Source organism: Legionella steigerwaltii, from assembly GCF_001468065.1.
GTDB classification, from domain to species: Bacteria; Pseudomonadota; Gammaproteobacteria; order Legionellales; family Legionellaceae; genus Legionella; species Legionella steigerwaltii.
This window is the reverse complement of the sequence record NZ_LNYZ01000013.1, coordinates 481,868-501,560: the sequence shown is the minus strand read 5'-3', so window position 1 is coordinate 501,560 and position 19,693 is coordinate 481,868. Positions and strand designations below refer to the sequence as shown.

Below are 19,693 nucleotides of genomic sequence, written 5' to 3'. Positions count from 1 at the left end.
AGCAGTTAATGAATAATTATTTTCCCAATCTGATTCCATGAAATCGAACTGTTTTTTCCTGTCTAATTAAGGTACAATGCGTAGGATTATAGGATACCAGGACTATATTTACAATGACCGTAGCTCAGAAGTTAGATAAAGCAAGTGGTATTTTTTTCTTCGCTGGCTTTTTGCTATCAAAGCTCCAATATATACCTCATCCACTTGCATCGGCTATTTTCAGATTCGTTTCGCTGGGAATTTATTTATTCGCTTATCTGTCATGGCTTACTGCATGCCTTCTTCACCCAGATCATAAAGAACTCTATCGTAAATGGTACGGTTTTGCTCAGATTAAAGAACAATTTTTCCTTGCGTCATTAATAGGGTTCGGCGCAACGATACTTAGTGTTGCTGCGGTTTTTATCCCTGCTCTATTTCCTCCAGCAGCCTGGCTTTTTCTTATTGGTAATATACTATGGGCAATTGGAGAACATCATAAATTAAAAAATCCACCGCAGGATGATCCTAGTTTTTCTTATCCCAAACAGCAGGCTTATCTATTTTATGCGAGAACGTCATGTGTTATATCTTTAGTGACTGCAATTGCAGCCACTTTTATATTTGTGTTCCCGCCTGCGGCAATACCAATTACTATTTTTTCTCTAGTCATTTGCGCAGGGCTTGGGGCGCTGGCATTCGAGTTCTGGCTAAATTCCACATTTGGAGATCATAAACCAACCCTAGTACCTGGTAGTTATGCTCAAATGGGAGATACATTAGGTCCCTCTAATGCTCTGGACCATGCTGATACACCCGAACCAGGCTGTTGGAGCAGCTTATTTAATAGACAAAGTGATAAACCAACTAAATTATCTCTAAAATCTACAAAACTACTTGACGCTGAAAAACTTGAGGAAAATTTGGGAGAACATAGTTTTACTACTAATAGTCTTTTATAATTGAATGAATAGTATCTATTGTTTTATTGAGATTTATTATGGATCCAAAAACTGCGAAAATGATTTCTAATGCATATCGAGCACTTGCCCATTCTTACTCACCTTACTCTAAATTTAGAGTAGCTTGTTGTATTTGCACGGATAAAGATAATTTATATACCGGCATCAACGTGGAAAATAGCTCTTATAGCTTAGCAGTATGTGCAGAAACTTCAGCAATTTCTGCTATGGTGTCTGCAGGCGAGCAATGTATTAAAAGTATGGTGATACTTGCAGGATCAAATTCCTTGTGCTCACCGTGTGGTGCATGCAGGCAAAGGATTTATGAATTTTCAACACCGGATACCATAATCCATCTATGTAATAAAGATTCGATACTACGTAGCCTAAAAATTGATGAACTCCTACCCCTGGCTTTTAAGTTTGATTTTAACCCTTAAACTAGAAAAAACAGTTTAGACCCGCTTTTTCTAAGTTAATATAATAGGAAGATTTGTATGACAAATACTGCAACAAAGCAGAACTACGCTCATTTAGCAGCAAACTATATCAAAAAATTATATCCTTCATTTAAGCCAACTATTGGTGTGGTTTTGGGATCAGGACTAGGTAAGTTTGCCGATGAGCTGAACGATTCAATACGTATCAATTATGAAGAGTTACCTGGGTTTCCCAAAGTTACTGTACATGGACATGGTGGTAATTTAATTCTTGGATATTGTAACAATGTAGGTGTTGTCTGTTTGCAAGGCCGAGCTCATACATATGAAGGTTTAGAGAACTATGAAACAGTTAAAACCTATATACGTACTTTGAAACTTCTAGGATGCGATTATTTTATTGCAACCAATGCCTCTGGCTCATTAAGAGAAGATGTAGGCCCTGGAGAATTGATGCTCATTTCCGACCATATTAATTTACAACCGATTAATCCACTTATGGGTCCTAATGATGATGAATTTGGCCCCAGATTTTATCCTTTGGACAATGCATACGATAAACAAATGCGCTGTGACTTATTATCAATTGCAGCAAAAAATTCAATCAAACTTACAGAAGGAGTTTACATCTCCGTATTAGGCCCAAACTATGAAACAGCTGCAGAAATTAGAGCATTTAAACTTTGGGGAGCAGATGCAGTGGGAATGTCTACAGTTCCGGAAGTCTTAGTAGCAAATCACTGCTCCATGCATGTAGCAGTAATCGCCATGATTACTAATTATGCGACTGGTCTTTCAAAAACAGCCCATAGTCATGACTCAGTCGTTGCAATGGCGGAGAGCGCCGCCGAAAAGTTGAATCTTATCCTAAAACAATATATTGCGAGCTTAAAGTGACTTTAGAGACCCATTTTAACGAGGTCATGCATGCGTTGCTTGGCAGCTATCCTCATACAACCATAACAGCCAAGCAACTCATTCACACAATTGATCTCACTTTATTGGATGAGCATGCAAGCACCGGATCATTAACTCAACTAAAACAGAATGCAAATCTGAATCATGTGGCTGCACTATGTATTTACTTACAGCATCTGAAGCAATTTTCTTCACAAAATACCATTCCCTTAGCAACCGTCATCAACTTTCCTCAAGGAAATGACGAATTAGATTTCTCTCTTGCATCTATCGAAAAAGCCATGGAATTCGGTGTAGCTGAAATTGATTATGTGCTTCCCTATCATTTGTATTTACAAGGACAAAAGCAAGAAGCAATAAACCAATGTCAAGCTGTTTCAAAATTATGCAAGCAACACAATCTTGTTTTAAAAATTATTTTAGAAACTGGCGCTTTTCCTGACATGCAAACTATTTATACGGTAAGTAAAGAGTTAATTGATTCAGGTTGTGATTTTCTTAAAACATCTACCGGTAAAATAGCTTTTGGAGCATCTTTACCTGCAGTATTTGCTATTTTAAGTGCTATTAGAGATACAAGACCAGACTGTGGTATTAAGGTTTCTGGTGGCATTAAAAAGCCACAGGATGCATGCAATTATGCGATGCTTTCAGAACTAATAATCGGAAAGCAAATTAATAAAAGCTGGTTTCGCATAGGAGCTAGCAGTTTATTAGATGAACTGTTAAAAATAATTTAATTCTCGGTTATACTTCGTGCGGCCAAATTAAATTAATAACGTGACACAAATAATTCCCCATATACTGGAAGATAATCTCACAGTTATATACCTTAAGGGCTATTATTTCGGTCATGTTCCAAACTGGAGTTTAAGCCTTATGAATCGAAAAAACCTATTCAAATCTGTTTTTGTAATACTTTTTGGCTTGATTTTATTAAGCTGCAATAAAGCATTACCTCCTGGTGAGTATGATACAAGCGAAGTTGGCAAAGTTAAAAAAGTAATTCCGGGGATGATTATTTCTAAACGCCCTGTGAATTTACATCGAAACATGAATAATATGTCTAAAAACACAAACAATGGTTTTGTTGATAATGGTTATAGCCAGACACGTGGTGTTGAATACGTTATTAAATTAAATTCAGGAGGAATTATTTCTGTAGTTCAATCAGAAGATCTCAAACTAAAAGCCAAACAAAAAATTCTTGTAATTTATGGTAAACATACACGTGTTGTTGCAGATAATGGCAGTGAGATCTATTAAAGCAGACCTGTATGGTCTTTACTTGTTCCTGTTGTGTCAAGACCATTTTAACCTTCCCCCGACGTGTTCTCGGGGGTGTTCCTGGACTATGAAATAATTCTTTTTATGGAATAATCATTTACCAATCGCAACTGCTAACCACATCCATGCACCGTAATACGTGCTCACAATAAACGCTTTAAAACAATCTTTCGGGACTCGCTTATTTATCAGTTTTTGCTGATAAATCAAGATAATACCAGCTACAAACCAACAAATATAGAACCATAAGTTTGTTTGACTCATCAACGCCCAGCACAACCATAAGCCATGAAATAAACTTTGTAATACACCAATAATCAATCGGTCATAGCTCGCAAAATAAATTGCTGTAGATCTGACGCCAATTTTTAAATCATCTTCTTTATCTGTCATAGCATACATGGTGTCATAAACAAGAATCCAAGAAAAATTGATTAAAAATAATAAGAAACATTCAGTATTTAAAGCTAAATCTGAAGCGACATAAGCCATAGGTATTCCCATAGAAAAAGCCAAACCGAGGATCAGTTGAGGCGCATCTAGAAAACGCTTGCAAAATGGATATAGAAAGGAGATGAATAATGCGATTAATCCAAGATAAAAACAATTTCGAGGTAACTGAATTAATATAAATAATGCATTTGAAAGTAATATTATTAATAAAAGGAAAGCCTCAGGAAGACTAACTTCCCCAGCCGTTAACGGCCTTAGTTTAGTACGAGCAACATGCTTATCGATATTTCGATCTGCGATATCATTGATTACACAGCCCGCAGCGCGCATAAGGACTGTACCGCATAAAAAAAGAATGAGCAGTTTAAGTGATGGCACTCCTTTATTTGCAACCCATAAAGCCCAGGCTGTCGGGTACCAAAGCAACAAAACGCCCACTGGCTTATCAAAACGCATTAATCGCCAGTATGCAGCCCATTTCATGACGTAATATTCTCAAGTTCAGGTAACATAATCTCAACCAAATAAAATGACTCCTTTTGCTGAAATGAAAACTCAGCGAGGCGGACCCAAAATACACCCTGAACAGAATCCAAGTTTCGTTTTACCCAATAGTATTCTAAACATTGCTGATCTACAGGATAACTGATCCATTGAAGGCGACGTACTTTCTCTTCATTGAAGATTAAGTTTTTTATTGATTCATTTTTAAGACGGTCAAAAAAAGCGGGATCGCAATCGTAACATTTTTTGGGAATAATGCTGCGAGCGTACCAATAAGCTAGCCCATGACTTTTCATAATGATTTCGCGCTGAAAAACCATTTCATCATGAATCTGTAGAAGATTTTTATTCCACCAATCCGTATTTATCCAACATTGGGAAATAAGTTCAATTTGTGCATCACCCTTTATTTGATGTAATTTCTCAGTTAACGAAGCTTGATGATTAAGCCACTCTTTAAGATGTTCTGAACTCTGTGTATTTATTTTAAAAACAGATTGGGCATTAATAGGCATGGATCTTAACTACTTATAACAAATATATTTCAGTAAGATCTTACAAAATTAACGCACCATCGACAAGTTATTGCTGATTCTTATTCTTCCTAGTCGATTTAAAATCACAGTGATTTGCTCATGAGTCACTTTATTCATTAAGATAAACCGTCCATTACTCATTCCTTGTCCTAGGTAGGTTGAAAATGTAATCTTATTTGTTGCCCCCACTCCTTCCCAACTTAAATCCCAGCGAGGATGATTCCATTGCCATTGATAAATCTGTTTGACTTGATTGGTTTGTTTATTTAAAAGCTTTAAAGCCATGCCATTTGACCAATTCAATGAGCCCTCGAGAGGAACAAGATATACAGGATTGCCAAGAATAACAGCCTGAATCTTGGCATACTGAATTGCTGTTCGAAGTTCATCAATTATTGTTTGCCGCTCATTTTTATTGATGAAATAAGTATATGAAGCAATTCCTATTATTGATAACCCTATAAATAACGTTATGGTTATAAGTAATTCAAGAAGTGTAAAACCTTTTATTTTCATAAAAACAAACTGACTCCGTGTTTATTGCTAATGCGAGTTGCTGCAAACAAAATATCATGTATTACAAAAAGATTATATACTCAAAGAAAAAGCTTCATCAGACTCATCCTCTTCTTCATAAAAAACACCAGAAACAACTGTTTGCAATGGCTCGCTTTTTCTACTCATTGAACGAAACAAACGGGTATTAATTTGAGGGTCCTGATTCAATAAACGCAACATTCGTAAGCATTGGGGAAAAGATAAATCCCAGCGCGCAAAATACTCCTCCTTATCTAAGTTTTTATTTCCATTTAATAAATCAAGAACCTGACTTAATGCGTCGAATACTTTTTTGCTTGGATTTTTTTTAAGCTCTTTTAATAAATTAATTACAATATGAAGAATTAGATGTGTATCATTACTAATTTTTGCAAAATGCTCTAAACATGCAAAAGGATCTTTTAACAGGAAGGAATGACGAGCATAATCAAAGATTTTTTTGTCGGTACTGTCTTTTAGCATTGACTGAGATAATTTTAAAAATACTGGATACACTGCAAGTAATATTTCATGATTCTCGGTTCTACCTGTAGAAGTGTTCGGTATTTCATTCCCAAAAAAAGTTAATGGATGGTCATCGTGTAAGGGGCTTCTTAAGGAAGAGGATACCGAATTGAAATAAAGAGCTTTTAATTCTTGTGCCTGTTTTAGTAACTCAATCCGATTAGGAACAGTAGACTTATCCAGAAGTTGGTATACCCTATCAAACCATTGTCTATCCCCTCTGTAACAGCAATAAGAGAGCAATTCTCCTAAAGAGCTGAACGTTTCATACATAAACTCCTCATTTTCATATTCTTCAGATTCATTTTTGTGATAGCGCATTTTTAAGTAGCTTTGTGTTTCTTCATAACCTGATTCAATCATTTTTTTTCTGGTTTCCTCTCCCACAGTAAATGATGAACTGGATACATTATCCACATTGATCACAATGGATTGACATGCATATTTTCTCAACTTTAAACGATCTTTTTCCCAACCACTAGCCGGATCACTAACACCTGTAAGCAATCTATAAATCCAGTTTAATACTATATTTTCCCTATATACCCTATCCATTACCCGATCTATTGCCTTTCTTTCCGGTCCATCATCAAACTTGACGGCTAATACTTTTAAATTATTACCATATTCTGATTCGAGTAGTGTGGTGTGATCATCAAAAAAGGGCTCCGTAGGAAAATTATTTAATACGCCACCATCATTATGTTCTTCTCCATCAATAACTGTTGATCGATAAACTATAGGAAAACTTGCGGATGTTTTAACTGCTTCACTTACTTCAAAAGTTGGTGAACGTAATAATGAGAAATATCGCGTTTTTCCTTGACGTTTGTTCGTAGCCGTAACCACTAACTCTTTTCCAATCCCACAACCCGGACATTTTTGTCTGATATCTTCTAAAGTTGCAAAATCAATTTTTCCTTTTGGATATGGAATTTGATATTTATCAACAATTTGTTTTAATTTATATGCAATTGCATAATCAAGCGCAGTCTTCAATGAGTGTGCTTCAGAAATTCCATTGATGTTGATATCAAAATGAACTAAATGCTCATGTTTAAAATGTTTAAATAATTCCTCAATTTCAGCCGCCGAATAACCTAAGTAACACATTAATGCCATAATCGCGCCTGCGGAGCTACCAGCGAACTTTTCAGGACGTATTTTTGCTTCATTTAGCGCTTTCCAAACACCAATATGTGCAAAAATTTTTGCGCCACCACCGCAAAAAACTATATTTTCAATATCGGGTTTTCTTTCTCTGACTAAAATCTCATGTGATTTTAAGAATCGATATATCTCTATTTTTTTTGTTTCATATAAGGGAACTACTTGTTTTTCTTTAATGGATTTGCTTTTAACTTTTTCATCAGCCAACCATGGAAATAACCAATTCCAAATTCGAATATACCAAGGTTTCATGGACATAAATCGCTGCATTTTTCGATAATCATACATTTTATCCAGACGTTCTTGAGGATCAGACACTTCTATAGATTGAGGATGAGGACTTTTGCATACGGACTCAAATTTGATATTTTTTAGATTGACTGAGATAAGCTGGTCGACTAATTTATCGGTAATAAAAACTCGCTTTGTATTCCCTAACGGTTCTTGTTGTGAGTCATTTTGATCCTTATACTTTGTTCCTGTTCCAGGTACTAGGAATTGATTAAAACCGATTAATATCCCGTGACTGCCCTGGCACATCTCAATTCCAGTCAATTGATAATTAGATATTTTTTTCAGAGATAAATCTAAATCGCTTATTTTCCAATAATCCAAATACAGCCCTTGAAACCAGCTTACAATTCTACCCCACCAAGACAATGAGACTTCAGCAGTAAAACCGCGATATTCATTTACGGTAATACCCCTTAAAAAAACCTTAGTCTTCTCTTCTTGATGCGGATCCAAAAACCATTGCATAAACAATGCTCTTTTCTCATCACTTAAGCGCGTGAAATCGAACATCATTTGCTCGTTATCAAATAGATAGTTACCCAAAGCAATTTTATTATCTGGTGGCAAGCCGTTGATTTGCAGACGCCCTAAGTAGGCCGCAATAATGATTTTTTTTAATAAATCTAGATTTTGAGTATATTGGGCTGAGTCAGAGTCAAGCAACTGACTTATTACGTGTTGTGGTGTCATCACTTATCCTTAAGTTATGATAATCCATAAACTCTTTCAGCAGTTTTACTGTAACTATTCCAAAATTTTGATTCCTATTTCTGCTGAGTCTTGCTTTTGCTTAACTCGGGTTTTTGTTTTTTCCATCAACTTTTTTATTATTTTTAACCATCACAAATATAATTAACACAAATTTATCAGAAATTAAATAGCATGCTAATTAATCAAAAAAATGCTTTTTTCGTGATGGAAGGGAATCGAAGTATAAAAATTTTACTTCACTGTGGTAAAACCCTGGGTATCAACTTGTGCTACCCGAGGCTATGAAGATTAAGGTTCTTGAATACTTTTTAGAATTTCGGTAACAACTAGTTCTGGATTTGCTGATTGTGTGATGGGACGCCCAACTACCAAATAATTGCTACCTTCTTCAATAGCTTGTTTGGGGGTCATCACTCTTGATTGATCATCATTTGAATCATTGGCAAGTCTAATGCCAGGTGTAACAGTAAGAAATTGATTACCGCACTCTCTTTTTATCACTTTAACCTCTTGAGCAGAACTGACCACTCCATCTAAACCCGACTCTTTAGCCAAGAGTGCAAGTTTACTTACATGATCAATGATTGGTGTGTTTATGCCAATAGAAGTTAATTCGTTCTGATTAAAACTGGTTAAAACGGTTACCGCAATTAATATCGGTCGCTCAGCACCATAAGTATCGATTGCTTTTCGTGCTGCCAGCATCATACTCATGCCGCCAGCAGCATGAACATTCATCATCCACACACCTAATTCAGCTCCTGCTTTACACGCTTTGGCAACGGTATTAGGAATGTCATGAAACTTCAAATCCAAAAAAACTTTAAATTGTCTTTTTACCAATTGTTTTACAAAATGAGTACCAAATAGAGTAAAAAGTTCGCTACCTACCTTTAAAGCACAATTTCTTGGATCAAGCTTTTCAATTAGGGTTAAAGCATCATGCTCACTATCAAAATCAAGCGCTACAATTAATTTGGTTGTCATTTTATGCTAAAGCCTCTTCTTCATACACTTTTAGAGCATTTTTAACTGCTGCAACAATTTTTATTTGTTCTGCTTCTTGTAAATAAGGATGCATAGGTAAACTAATAACCCGACTGCTTGCATGCTCAGAATGAGGGAAATCACCAACGCTATAACCTAAATAAGCCAGAGCTGCTTGTTGATGCAACGGTACTGGATAATGGACAGCTGTAGGAATTCCCGATTCACTCATTGCTTTTTGAAAAGCATCTCGATTGTCTACTTCAATGGTGTATTGTGCATAAACACTAGTATTATAACTATGAACAAATGGTGTTTTTACAAACTGTGAAAGCATTTGATCATAAGCCTTAGCAACCCTATGTCGCATAATGATTTCATCTGGGAAAAGTTTCAACTTTTCAATCAGAACAGCAGCTTGTATGGTATCCATCCGCCCATTAATACCTATACGGTTATGGCAATAACGTGCATTTTGTCCATGAATTCTTATTTCAATGAGTTTTTGTGCTAAATCATCATCATTGGTAAAACATGCTCCAGAATCCCCATATCCACCTAGAGGTTTAGAAGGAAAGAAGCTGGTACATCCAATTGTTGATAAATTGCACGAATAGTTACCTTTGTAAGTGGCACCAAAACTTTGTGCTGCATCTTCAATGACTGGAATGCCATAGCGCGCAGCAATCGCATTAATTTCATCGTGATCGGAACATTGACCGTACAATCCAACAGGCATTATTGCCTTAGTTTTACTGGTAATTGCAGCTTCCAACTTATTAGGATCCATATTGTAAGTCAGAGGATCAATATCCACAAAAACGGGTTTAGCTTGACAAAGACTAATTACTTCCGTGGTAGCAAAAAAACTAAAAGGAGTTGTAATAACCTCATCTCCCGGTTGAATTTCCAAGGCCATTAATGCCATTAATAAGGCATCAGTTCCGCTTGAATTAACAACAACATGCTTAACACCTATAAAATCAGCCAATTGCTTTTCAAGCTGCATAATTTCAGGCCCCATAATATACTGGCCATGATTCAAAACGTTTTTAATACTCGTTAAAATTTCATTTTCTATTATTGAATATTGTTTTTTTAAATCGATAAATTGCATCATAATCTCTTAAAATTAGTTAATATCCTTCCAAACCATGGACAGGTTTCATTCTTCCCCAGTTTTTGCAACCAGGACAATGCCAATGCAGATGTTTTCCACCAAAACCACAATGAACACATCGATAAACTGGCTTGTTATCTAAAAATTTACTCGTTATATCATAAAGCATTTGTAATTTGTCACGAACTTTTCCGTGAGCAGATTCAAGATGCCAATAAATTAACTGATTTAAACCTCTTATTGATGGATGTTTGCTCAAATTATCGGCGACGAAATCTATAGCGGCATCCATATTCTTTTGTTGTCTTAAATATTCTGCAATGACAAAAATTACTGAAGCTCTGGGATGATCTTCTAAAGTCTGTTCAAGATACTTGATGCACTCATCCATAGTATTTAATTCTTTATGGCATATAACTAATGGTTCAATAATTTCCGTTAAAAAATCTGCATCTTGTTGCGGGACACGTTTTAATGAACGAATTGCTTGTTTGTAACGCCCTTCTTTCATTTCAAGGTTTGCATTCATTAAACTGGCACGAACTGATTCATTATCAACAGATATCGCCTGTTTAATACAATATGCGGCCTTATCAATCGCATTGGTTTTTAATGCCTGATTGGCCATTTCACAATAATAATGAGCTGCTTGGTTATGAAAACTTGTTCCAGTTGAAATTTCCAATTTTTTAATTGCATCTAAAGCCTTTTCCCATGCTTTCTCTTGCTGATAAATCGCTAATAAACCATGTAGGCTGCTTGTTTCTTTAGATCCGCCTAGCTCCACAACTTCTAAAAAAATTCGCTCCGCGCGATCAAATAAACCAGCACTCATATAATCTTGGCCAAGTGCCATCAAGGATTCTTTCCTTTGCAAAATACTTAACTGGGGTCTTGCAATTAAATTTTGATGAATTCGGATGGCTCTATCAACCTCTCCACGGCGTCTAAATAAACTTCCTAGAGCGAGATGGGTTTCTACCGTATCGCTATCAACCTCTAATAATTTGATAAAAATATCGACAGCCTTATCTGACTGTTCATTTAAGAGATAATTAAGTCCGACAACGTATTCACGGGATAAACGATTATAAACTGTTGGATCTTCTTTAGGTTTACTACGATTTGCCATCCACCAACCTGACCAAGCAGCAGCAGGCAATAGTAATGGCCATAAATCAATCATTATTACCCCCCCTTCTGTACGTGTTAGGTTTTATAATAACAAAAAAATTAATGTTGATCTTGCAATGGAATTGATCGTAAGTTTTTAATTTCTTTTTCAGTTAATTTTAATTGATTTTTAATCTTGTGACATTCCGCTTTTAGACGCCAATATCGCCCAACAAAAAGTATAAAGCCTACTAAAATACCGATACCCAGCATAATTGTCATAAGAACTGAAATAGGCATGGATATTGTTTTAAAATAAAAATTAACATCTACCGAAGTAGCATTTAAGGCAGCAAAACTAACGCCAATAATAATGAGAAGTATATAAATAACCAGCATTAATATGCGCATAAATTCTTCCTTTTTGTTGCCTGGGTAATGCGAAGTGAAATCCGGTATTTCCAGGAGACTATAATAACATAAACCTGAGCTCACTTCGCCTCACTCAGGTTGTTCAAATAGATAAAAACAAAAAAGCGTAGAAAAATCTACGCTTTCTTAACTATTTGACAATAAAGAAATTAATCACTTTCTTTGCTTGCCATTTTTTCTTTCAACAAATCACCTAAGGTTGTTGTAGACGTACCTTCGGTTCTAGAGTACTTCTTAATCGCATCCGCTTCATCTTGAGCATCTTTCGCTTTGACTGAAAGAGTAATTGAACGATTTTTTCGGTCAACATTTATGATTTTTGCTTCAATCTCGTCACCTTCTTTGACAAGGGTAGTAGCATCATCAACACGCTCATCAGAGAGCTCAGCTGCACGAATAGTACCAGTAATGTCATCTGCTAATGCGACAGTGACTGTTTTAGGATCAACAGCTACAACAGTCCCTTTTACGATAGCACCTTTGGTATACTCATCAACAAAACTTGTAAAGTTATCACCCTCAAGTTGTTTAATACCTAAGGAAATTCGTTCACGCTCTGGATCTATCGCAAGAATAACTGCTTCTAACTCTTGTCCTTTCTTAAACTGTTTTACTGCTTCTTCACCAGCAACAGTCCAGGAAATATCAGACAAGTGAACCAAGCCATCGATATCTCCATCCAAGCCAATGAATATTCCAAAATCAGTGATTGAACGAATCTTACCACTAACTTTTTGGCCTTTGGAATGGCTTGCTGCAAATTGTTGCCATGGATTACCAACACATTGCTTCATACCTAAAGAAATACGACGTCGTTCTTCATCAATTTCAAGAACCATAACATCAACAACATCGCCCAGTGAAACCACTTTACTTGGGTGTACGTTTTTGTTAGTCCAATCCATTTCTGACATATGAACTAAGCCTTCCACGCCTTCTTCTATTTCCACAAAGCAACCATAATCAGTAATATTGGTTACTTTACCTTGTAATTTCTTACCTATAGGATAACGCTCTACCAGATCAACCCAAGGATCGTTACCTAATTGTTTCATGCCTAAAGAAACACGATTTCTTTCGCTATCAAAGCTTAATACTTTTACTTTTACGTCTTGACCAACTGATAACACTTCACTTGGATGTTTTACACGTTTCCATGAAATATCAGTAATATGAAGCAAGCCATCTATGCCGCCCAAATCAATAAATGCACCATAATCGGTAAGGTTTTTGACAATACCATGGAGTTCTTGGCCTTCATGCAGTGACTCAAGCAATGCTTGTCTGTCAGCACTACTTTCTTCTTCAACAACTGCACGGCGTGATACAACAATATTATTGCGCTTTAAATCCATTTTAATTACTTTGAATTCAAGCTCTTTTCCTTCAAGATAAGAAGGATCTCTTACAGGTCTGACGTCTACTAATGAACCAGGTAAGAAGGCGCGTATAGTACCAATTTCAACAGTAAATCCGCCTTTGACCTTTCCGGAAATAAGACCTGTAACTGTTTCATTGTTTTCATGCGATTTAGATAATTTTCGCCAAGCTTCCTGACGTTTTGCCTTTTCTCTTGAAAGGAGCGTTTCGCCGTAGCCATCTTCAACAGAATCCAGCGCTACTTCAACAGTATCACCCAGGCTAACTTCCAACGCACCATCTTTGTCATAAAATTCTTCTTTAGGAACAATACCTTCAGATTTTAGACCGGCATTTAAAATGACATAATCACTATCGATACCGATAACCTTGGCATTAATAATGGCACCAGGATAAAATTGAGCGCCGGCAATACTTTGCTCAAACAATTCTTTGAAACTTTCAGACATGTTAATAAACTCTTTAGTAAAAAAATGAAAGAATGAGTTCCACTCATCTTTCCCCTAACAAACACTTAAGCATTGTTCAAACGCTCATTAATTAATTTTAATACAATATTGAACACTTGTACAATGGATAAGCTGGTTGTATCAATTTGCACTGCATCATCCGCAGGCTTTAATGGCGCATGCACACGACCAGTATCCCTAACATCACGTTTAGCCAATTCTTCTACAACCTGCGCGAGGCTAACATTAATTCCTTTTTCTTTCAACTGCAAATATCGTCTATTTGCTCTTTCTTCTTCACTTGCATATAAAAAAATTTTTAAAACTGCCTTTGGAAAGACTACTGTGCCCATATCTCGACCATCTGTAACCAAACCAGGAGTTTGAGCAAAATTACGTTGACGCTCAAGCAAAGCTTGCCTTACCTCTTGAATTGCAGCAATTTGAGATGCATCTTGCCCACATTGTTCGCTTCGAATTGCTGAGCTTATGTCTTCATCGTCCAAAATTGTTCGTGTTCCGTAATCATCTGAAGATTCAAAACGTAAATTTAGGGAGCGTGCTAAGGCAGTTAATTTTTCTACATCATGAAAATCGATTTTGTTTTTTCTTGCTGCATAGGCGAGGACGCGATAAATTGCGCCACTATCCAGCATATTCCATTTAAGTTGTTTTGCAAGTAATTGACATATAGTTCCCTTTCCAGTGCCACTTGGTCCATCTAGGGTTATTACAGGTACGGCGTCATTGTACATTATCAACTGTTTCCTCTATTTGAAGTTGAAGTTCCCTTGCTGTTTCTACGAACAAAGGAAATGAGGTAGCCACATTGACACAATTTTTTATAGTAATAGGATCACTAGCTACAGCCCCAGCGATTGCAAAAGACATGGCAATACGATGGTCACCACTACTTTCAACAACCCCTCCATGTATAACGCCGCCCTCAATTACTGCACCATCATCTAATGCTTCTGCTTGAATGCCTAATTTTTTTAGGCCATCGACCATTGTCGCAATACGATCGCTCTCTTTAAAACGTAACTCGCTAGCTCCATGAAGTGTAGTTTGTCCTTGGGCACATGCAGCGGCTATAAAAATAGCAGGAAACTCATCAATTGCAAGTGGGACCATATTCGGTCCAATGTTAATTCCTTTCAATGGTGCATATTTAACTCGTAAATCTGCAACCCATTCTTCTCCCAGTTGCCGCTGATTTAAAAGAGTAATGTTGCCACCCATTTCCAGTAAAATATGAATGACCCCTGTACGTGTTGGATTAATGCCTACATTACGAATGAGCACTTCAGACCCAGGAATGATCGTGGCAGCAACAATGAAAAAAGCAGCTGATGAAATATCTCCAGGAACAAAAATCTCAGTACCTAAACATTCATTTGCTGAATTAATAATTAGTGTATTGTCTTTGTGCTGTATCGGATAAGAGAAGTATTTGAGCATCAGCTCTGTATGATCACGACTCACACCAGTTTCTGTAATTCGCGTCTCACCTTGAGCATAAAGTCCTGCCAATAAAATACATGATTTTACCTGAGCACTTGCCTCAGGCATTACATAATGAATGCCATTAAGCTCTTTTCCGCCTCTAATTGTAATAGGAGGTTTGCCATCCACAGTAGTTATATCAGCACCCATTTGTGTCAATGGCTTACTGATCCGTAACATAGGTCTCTTTAATAAGCTCTCATCACCAGTCAATTGACTATCAAAAGATTGTGCCGCTAATAATCCAGCTAATAAGCGCATGCTGGTTCCAGAGTTTCCACAGTCAATAACATGTTCCGGTTTCTTTAATCCATGCTTTCCAACGCCATAGATTACAACTTGTTGCTCATCAGGCCCCTCTATTGTAACACCCATAGCTTGAAATGCTTTCAAGGTCGCCATGCAATCATCACCATCGAGAAATCCATTAATAATAGTTGTTCCTTTAGCTATAGAACCAAAAATAATGGAACGATGTGAAATCGATTTATCCCCAGGCACAGTGATTTCACCTTTGATTGCCCGGACAGGTTTACTTATGAAATTATGTATTTTCAACGACTATTTTCCTTTGCAAATTCAGACATAAACTCAATGAGCGCATCAACTCCAGCCATTGGCATTGCATTATAAAGACTGGCGCGAATTCCCCCCACAAATCGATGTCCCTTTAAAGCATATAAACCCCGTAATTGTGCTAAACGAAGGAATTCATCCTCTAACTTATCATTTTTAAGTGAGAAACATATGTTAACAATGGAGCGCACTTCAGGATCTATATTCGTAGTATAAAAATCTGTGCTATCCAGATATTGATATAATTTGGCCGCCTTTTGACAGTTAAGACGATATATTTCTTCAACACCACCTTGTTTTTTTATCCAATCAAACATCTTATCAGCCAAATAACAATTGAACACTGGCGAAGTTGCATAAAGTGAGTGATGTTCTGCCTGAATCTTATAATTTAACATGGTGGGGACATGAGGAGTCGGTACTCGCTCCAATAAATCATCCCTAACAATAACTATTGTTAGCCCCGCATTTGCTATATTTTTTTGGGCACCAGCAAAAATTAAACCGTAATTTTTGACATCTATAGGTTCAGTAAGCAGAGCAGATGTCATGTCAGCAATTAATGTAATTCCTTTGGTTTTAGGAACATAAGGGAAACGAACACCATTGACGGTTTCATTAGGTGTGTAATACACATAGGATGTATCTTCTTTTATTTCCCAGTTTTGGGGGGCAGGGATTGTTTTATAACCACTTTCTTCACCACTGGCGATGCAATATACTTTTTTTAAGTGCTGAGCTTCAGAAAAAGCCATATGCGACCATATCCCGCTAATAAGATATCCGGCTTGCTCCTCAGGATACAAAAAATTCATTGGAATCATAGCAAATTGGGTACGGGCTGCGCCTCCCAAAAATAACACATGGTAATTGGGAGGTATAAAGAGTAATTCTCTTAAGGACTGCTCTGCATGATTCAAAAGTGCCAAAAATTCAGGACTACGATGTCCAACTTCAAGCACTGAAACACCTAGATTTTGCCAACTAAGAAATTCTTCCTGAGCTTCTTTAAGGATACTCTCAGGAAGCATTGATGGACCAGCACCAAAATTATATACTCGAGTTGTCATCGCCACTTTCTTCAATTTCAGTTACATTATCGGACTCATTGGAATCGTCACCCAGATCTTCAATTTTCTGCATTCCCACTACTTTTTCACCTGGGCTGACATTAATTAATCGAACCCCTTGTGTGTTTCGGCCAATCACAGACAATTCATTTATCCTAAAACGTACTAAGGTGCCTTTATCTGTTATGAGCATGGCTTCATCTGCATCAGTAACTTGGACTGAGCGAACCACTTTACCATTACGCTCGCTTACCTGGATGGAAATCACCCCCTGCCCACCTCGTCCAGAAACACGATATTCTTCAATTGCTGTACGCTTACCGTATCCATTTTCTGTTGCGGTTAATATGGTTCCATCTGAGTGAACCACCACTAAGGAAATTACTGCTTGACCGTCCTCTATACGAATACCTCGTACACCACGGGCGGTACGTCCCATGGGGCGAACTTTGGTTTCAACAAAACGAACTACTTTTCCGGCATCAGTAAATAACATAATATCTTTGCTGCCATCAGTGATATCAACACCGACCAAACTGTCATCTTCATCGAGATCCACAGCAATAATTCCATTTGATCTGGGTCTGCTAAAGGCATTTAAAGGTACTTTCTTAACTGTACCTTTTTTGGTAGCCATAAATACATAATAGCCATCTTGATATTCTCTAACTGGCAACATCGCATTGATTTCTTCACCTTCAGCGAGTGGTAAAATATTAATAATTGGACGACCACGAGAAATGCGACTGGCTAACGGCAATTCATAAGCTTTTAACCAATAGAGTTTCCCATGATTAGAGAAACAAAGTAATGTATCATGGGTACTTGCAATAACTAGACGTGAAACAAAATCCTCATCTTTAACATTTGTTGCAGATTTACCCTTTCCACCTCGACGCTGAGCCTGATATGCACTAATAGGCTGATATTTTACATAACCTTGATGTGATAGAGTAACTACTACATCCTCTTCGGTAATTAAATCTTCAATGGTTAAATCTTCTTGTGATGCAGTAATTTCAGTACGACGCTCGTCACCAAATTGAGTTTTAATCTCAAGAAACTCATCACGTATCACTTGCATAAGCCGTTCTGGAGAAGCCAATATTTCCAATAATTCGCGAATCAACTGCAACAATTCCTCAAACTCACCTAAAATCTTATCTTGTTCCAGTGCAGTTAAACGATGAAGTCTTAATTCTAAAATAGCTTGGGCTTGAGCCTCTGATAATTTATATCCATTAGTACCCAAACCAAAATCTGCTGCCAAATCATCAGGGCGTGATGCATCTGAGCCAGCCCGCTCCAGCATCGTCTTGACCATGCCTGGTTGCCATAATTTAGCAAGTAAGGCTTCTTTTGCATCTTGCGGAGTGGGTGATTGTTTAATCAAAGCAATCATTTCATCAATATTAGCTAATGCAATGCCCAAACCTTCTAATAAATGAGCACGGCTGCGCGCTTTTTTCAGATCAAACAAAGTTCTTCGCGTTACTACTTCACGTCGGTGTTTAATAAAATATTCAAGAATTTGTTTCAAGTTCAATGTGCGTGGTTGGCCATCAACTAAGGCAACCATATTGATTCCAAAAACATTTTGCATTTGCGTGTGTGCATATAAGTTATTTAAGATGACATCAGCCACTTCATTTCGCTTGAGTTCGATAACAACGCGCATACCTTGTTTATCAGATTCATCTCTAAGACCCGAAATACCCTCAATCTTTTTATCACGAACCAATTCTGCAATACGTTCAACCAAACGGGCTTTATTCACTTGATAAGGAAGTTCCGTAATAATAATGGCCTGACGTCCTGAATCTTCATCAGTTTCTATCTCCGTTCTTGCACGAATAATGGCGCGTCCTTTCCCTGTACGATAGCCTTGAATAATTCCAGCTCTTCCATTAATAATTGCCGCTGTTGGAAAATCAGGACCAGGAATAATCTCCATAATGTCATCTAGACTTAGCTCAGGATCATCGACTAAGGCAATACACGCATTAATAACTTCGGTAAGGTTATGTGGGGGAATATTAGTCGCCATCCCTACAGCAATACCTGAAGAACCATTAACCAACAGATTAGGAACCCGTGAAGGCAAAACTACGGGAGCGAATTCGGTTTCATCATAGTTAGGGCTAAAATCAACAGTTTCCTTTTCCAGATCAGCTAATAAAGCATGAGCCACTTTAGACATTCGTACTTCGGTATATCGCATTGCTGCAGGAGCATCACCATCTACGGAACCAAAGTTACCCTGGCCGTCAACTAAAAGATACCGCATCGAAAAAGGCTGTGCCATACGAACTATAGTATCATAAACTGCTGTATCACCATGAGGGTGATATTTACCGATCACATCCCCCACAACACGCGCCGATTTTTTGTAGGGTTTATTCCAATCATTACCTAATTCACTCATTGCATAAAGCACACGCCGGTGAACGGGCTTCAGTCCATCACGAACATCAGGCAAAGCCCTGCCTACAATGACACTCATCGCATAATCAAGATAGGATTGTTTTAATTCATCCTCAATATTAACTGGCAAGACTTCTTTAGCTAGATAAACCATGGTTTGGACGTATCCTTGACGATAAATTTTAATAATAAAGAATACCACACAGACGGATTTAATTAAATCATCTATCCTAAAATGTGGCCTGGAAAAATCACAGAAACACCGTATTTCCTAGAGAGAAACAATTAAATATAAGCGAAAGCTAACTGCCCTCTGTGAA

18 protein-coding genes are annotated in these 19,693 nt (G+C 37.2%); 5 read left to right on the top strand and 13 right to left on the bottom strand.

The genetic code is table 11. From position 1 onward, the window contains the following. The first annotated feature begins 113 nt into the window (after nt 1-113). The 5 genes from Lstg_RS10000 to Lstg_RS09980 all read left to right on the top strand — a co-directional run bounded on the left by Lstg_RS10000 (nt 114) and on the right by Lstg_RS09980 (nt 3,565). A complete protein-coding gene (locus Lstg_RS10000) occupies nt 114-941 on the top strand; it encodes a hypothetical protein (protein ID WP_058477517.1) in 828 nt (275 codons plus the stop codon). 38 nt (nt 942-979) lie between these two features. Further along, complete coding sequence (gene cdd / locus Lstg_RS09995; protein WP_058477516.1) at nt 980-1,381, top strand: cytidine deaminase; 402 nt, start codon at nt 980-982, stop codon at nt 1,379-1,381. A gap of 57 nt (nt 1,382-1,438) precedes the next feature. Further along, nucleotides 1,439-2,278 carry a purine-nucleoside phosphorylase gene (locus Lstg_RS09990; protein WP_058477515.1) on the top strand — a complete coding sequence of 280 codons (840 nt, stop codon included), beginning with the start codon at nt 1,439-1,441 and terminating at the stop codon, nt 2,276-2,278. After that, entirely contained in the window at nt 2,275-3,039 is a 765-nt protein-coding gene (gene deoC / locus Lstg_RS09985) for a 2-deoxyribose-5-phosphate aldolase (protein WP_058477514.1), read from the top strand. The genes Lstg_RS09990 and deoC overlap by 4 nt, the downstream gene beginning before the upstream one ends. Before the next feature lie 139 nt (nt 3,040-3,178). Beyond that, nucleotides 3,179-3,565: a hypothetical protein gene (locus Lstg_RS09980; protein WP_058477513.1), complete on the top strand. Its 387-nt coding sequence runs from the start codon at nt 3,179-3,181 to the stop codon at nt 3,563-3,565. A gap of 114 nt (nt 3,566-3,679) precedes the next feature. Here Lstg_RS09980 and ubiA read toward each other — a convergent pair whose 3' ends face one another. The 13 genes from ubiA to gyrA form a co-directional block, all read right to left on the bottom strand. Continuing rightward, nucleotides 3,680-4,522, bottom strand: coding sequence for a 4-hydroxybenzoate octaprenyltransferase (gene ubiA / locus Lstg_RS09975; protein ID WP_082650826.1), 843 nt, complete (start codon nt 4,520-4,522; stop codon nt 3,680-3,682). After that, nucleotides 4,519-5,058, bottom strand: a complete 540-nt coding sequence (locus Lstg_RS09970) for a chorismate--pyruvate lyase family protein (protein WP_058477512.1) — start codon at nt 5,056-5,058, stop codon at nt 4,519-4,521. The genes ubiA and Lstg_RS09970 overlap by 4 nt, the downstream gene beginning before the upstream one ends. Nucleotides 5,059-5,106: 48 nt before the next feature. Beyond that, on the bottom strand, nt 5,107-5,595 hold the full coding sequence (locus Lstg_RS09965; protein ID WP_058477511.1) for a GspH/FimT family protein: 489 nt from the start codon (nt 5,593-5,595) through the stop codon (nt 5,107-5,109). Between the two features lie 72 nt (nt 5,596-5,667). Continuing rightward, entirely contained in the window at nt 5,668-8,295 is a 2,628-nt protein-coding gene (vpdC, locus tag Lstg_RS09960) for a Dot/Icm T4SS effector VpdC (protein ID WP_058477510.1), read from the bottom strand. 309 nt (nt 8,296-8,604) lie between these two features. Next, nucleotides 8,605-9,303, bottom strand: coding sequence for an orotidine-5'-phosphate decarboxylase (pyrF, locus tag Lstg_RS09955; protein ID WP_058477509.1), 699 nt, complete (start codon nt 9,301-9,303; stop codon nt 8,605-8,607). Between the two features lies 1 nt (nt 9,304). Continuing rightward, the gene (locus Lstg_RS09950; RefSeq protein ID WP_058477508.1) at nt 9,305-10,420 is read right to left on the bottom strand and encodes a DegT/DnrJ/EryC1/StrS family aminotransferase; all 1,116 of its coding nucleotides are present in this window, start codon (nt 10,418-10,420) and stop codon (nt 9,305-9,307) included. Nucleotides 10,421-10,439: 19 nt separating this feature from the next. Continuing rightward, the gene (gene lapB / locus Lstg_RS09945; protein WP_058477507.1) at nt 10,440-11,609 is read right to left on the bottom strand and encodes a lipopolysaccharide assembly protein LapB; all 1,170 of its coding nucleotides are present in this window, start codon (nt 11,607-11,609) and stop codon (nt 10,440-10,442) included. Between the two features lie 47 nt (nt 11,610-11,656). After that, nucleotides 11,657-11,947 carry a lipopolysaccharide assembly protein LapA domain-containing protein gene (locus Lstg_RS09940; RefSeq protein WP_058477506.1) on the bottom strand — a complete coding sequence of 97 codons (291 nt, stop codon included), beginning with the start codon at nt 11,945-11,947 and terminating at the stop codon, nt 11,657-11,659. Nucleotides 11,948-12,117: 170 nt separating this feature from the next. Continuing rightward, the gene (rpsA, locus tag Lstg_RS09935; RefSeq protein ID WP_058477505.1) at nt 12,118-13,797 is read right to left on the bottom strand and encodes a 30S ribosomal protein S1; all 1,680 of its coding nucleotides are present in this window, start codon (nt 13,795-13,797) and stop codon (nt 12,118-12,120) included. Between the two features lie 65 nt (nt 13,798-13,862). Beyond that, nucleotides 13,863-14,552, bottom strand: coding sequence for a (d)CMP kinase (gene cmk / locus Lstg_RS09930; protein ID WP_058477504.1), 690 nt, complete (start codon nt 14,550-14,552; stop codon nt 13,863-13,865). Continuing rightward, nucleotides 14,542-15,861, bottom strand: coding sequence for a 3-phosphoshikimate 1-carboxyvinyltransferase (gene aroA, locus Lstg_RS09925; protein ID WP_058477503.1), 1,320 nt, complete (start codon nt 15,859-15,861; stop codon nt 14,542-14,544). Before aroA ends, cmk begins: the two co-directional genes overlap by 11 nt. Beyond that, a complete protein-coding gene (gene serC / locus Lstg_RS09920; protein ID WP_058477502.1) occupies nt 15,858-16,949 on the bottom strand; it encodes a 3-phosphoserine/phosphohydroxythreonine transaminase in 1,092 nt (363 codons plus the stop codon). The genes aroA and serC overlap by 4 nt, the downstream gene beginning before the upstream one ends. Then, on the bottom strand, nt 16,930-19,527 hold the full coding sequence (gene gyrA, locus Lstg_RS09915) for a DNA gyrase subunit A (protein WP_058477501.1): 2,598 nt from the start codon (nt 19,525-19,527) through the stop codon (nt 16,930-16,932). Before gyrA ends, serC begins: the two co-directional genes overlap by 20 nt. Between the last annotated feature and the right edge of the window lie 166 nt (nt 19,528-19,693).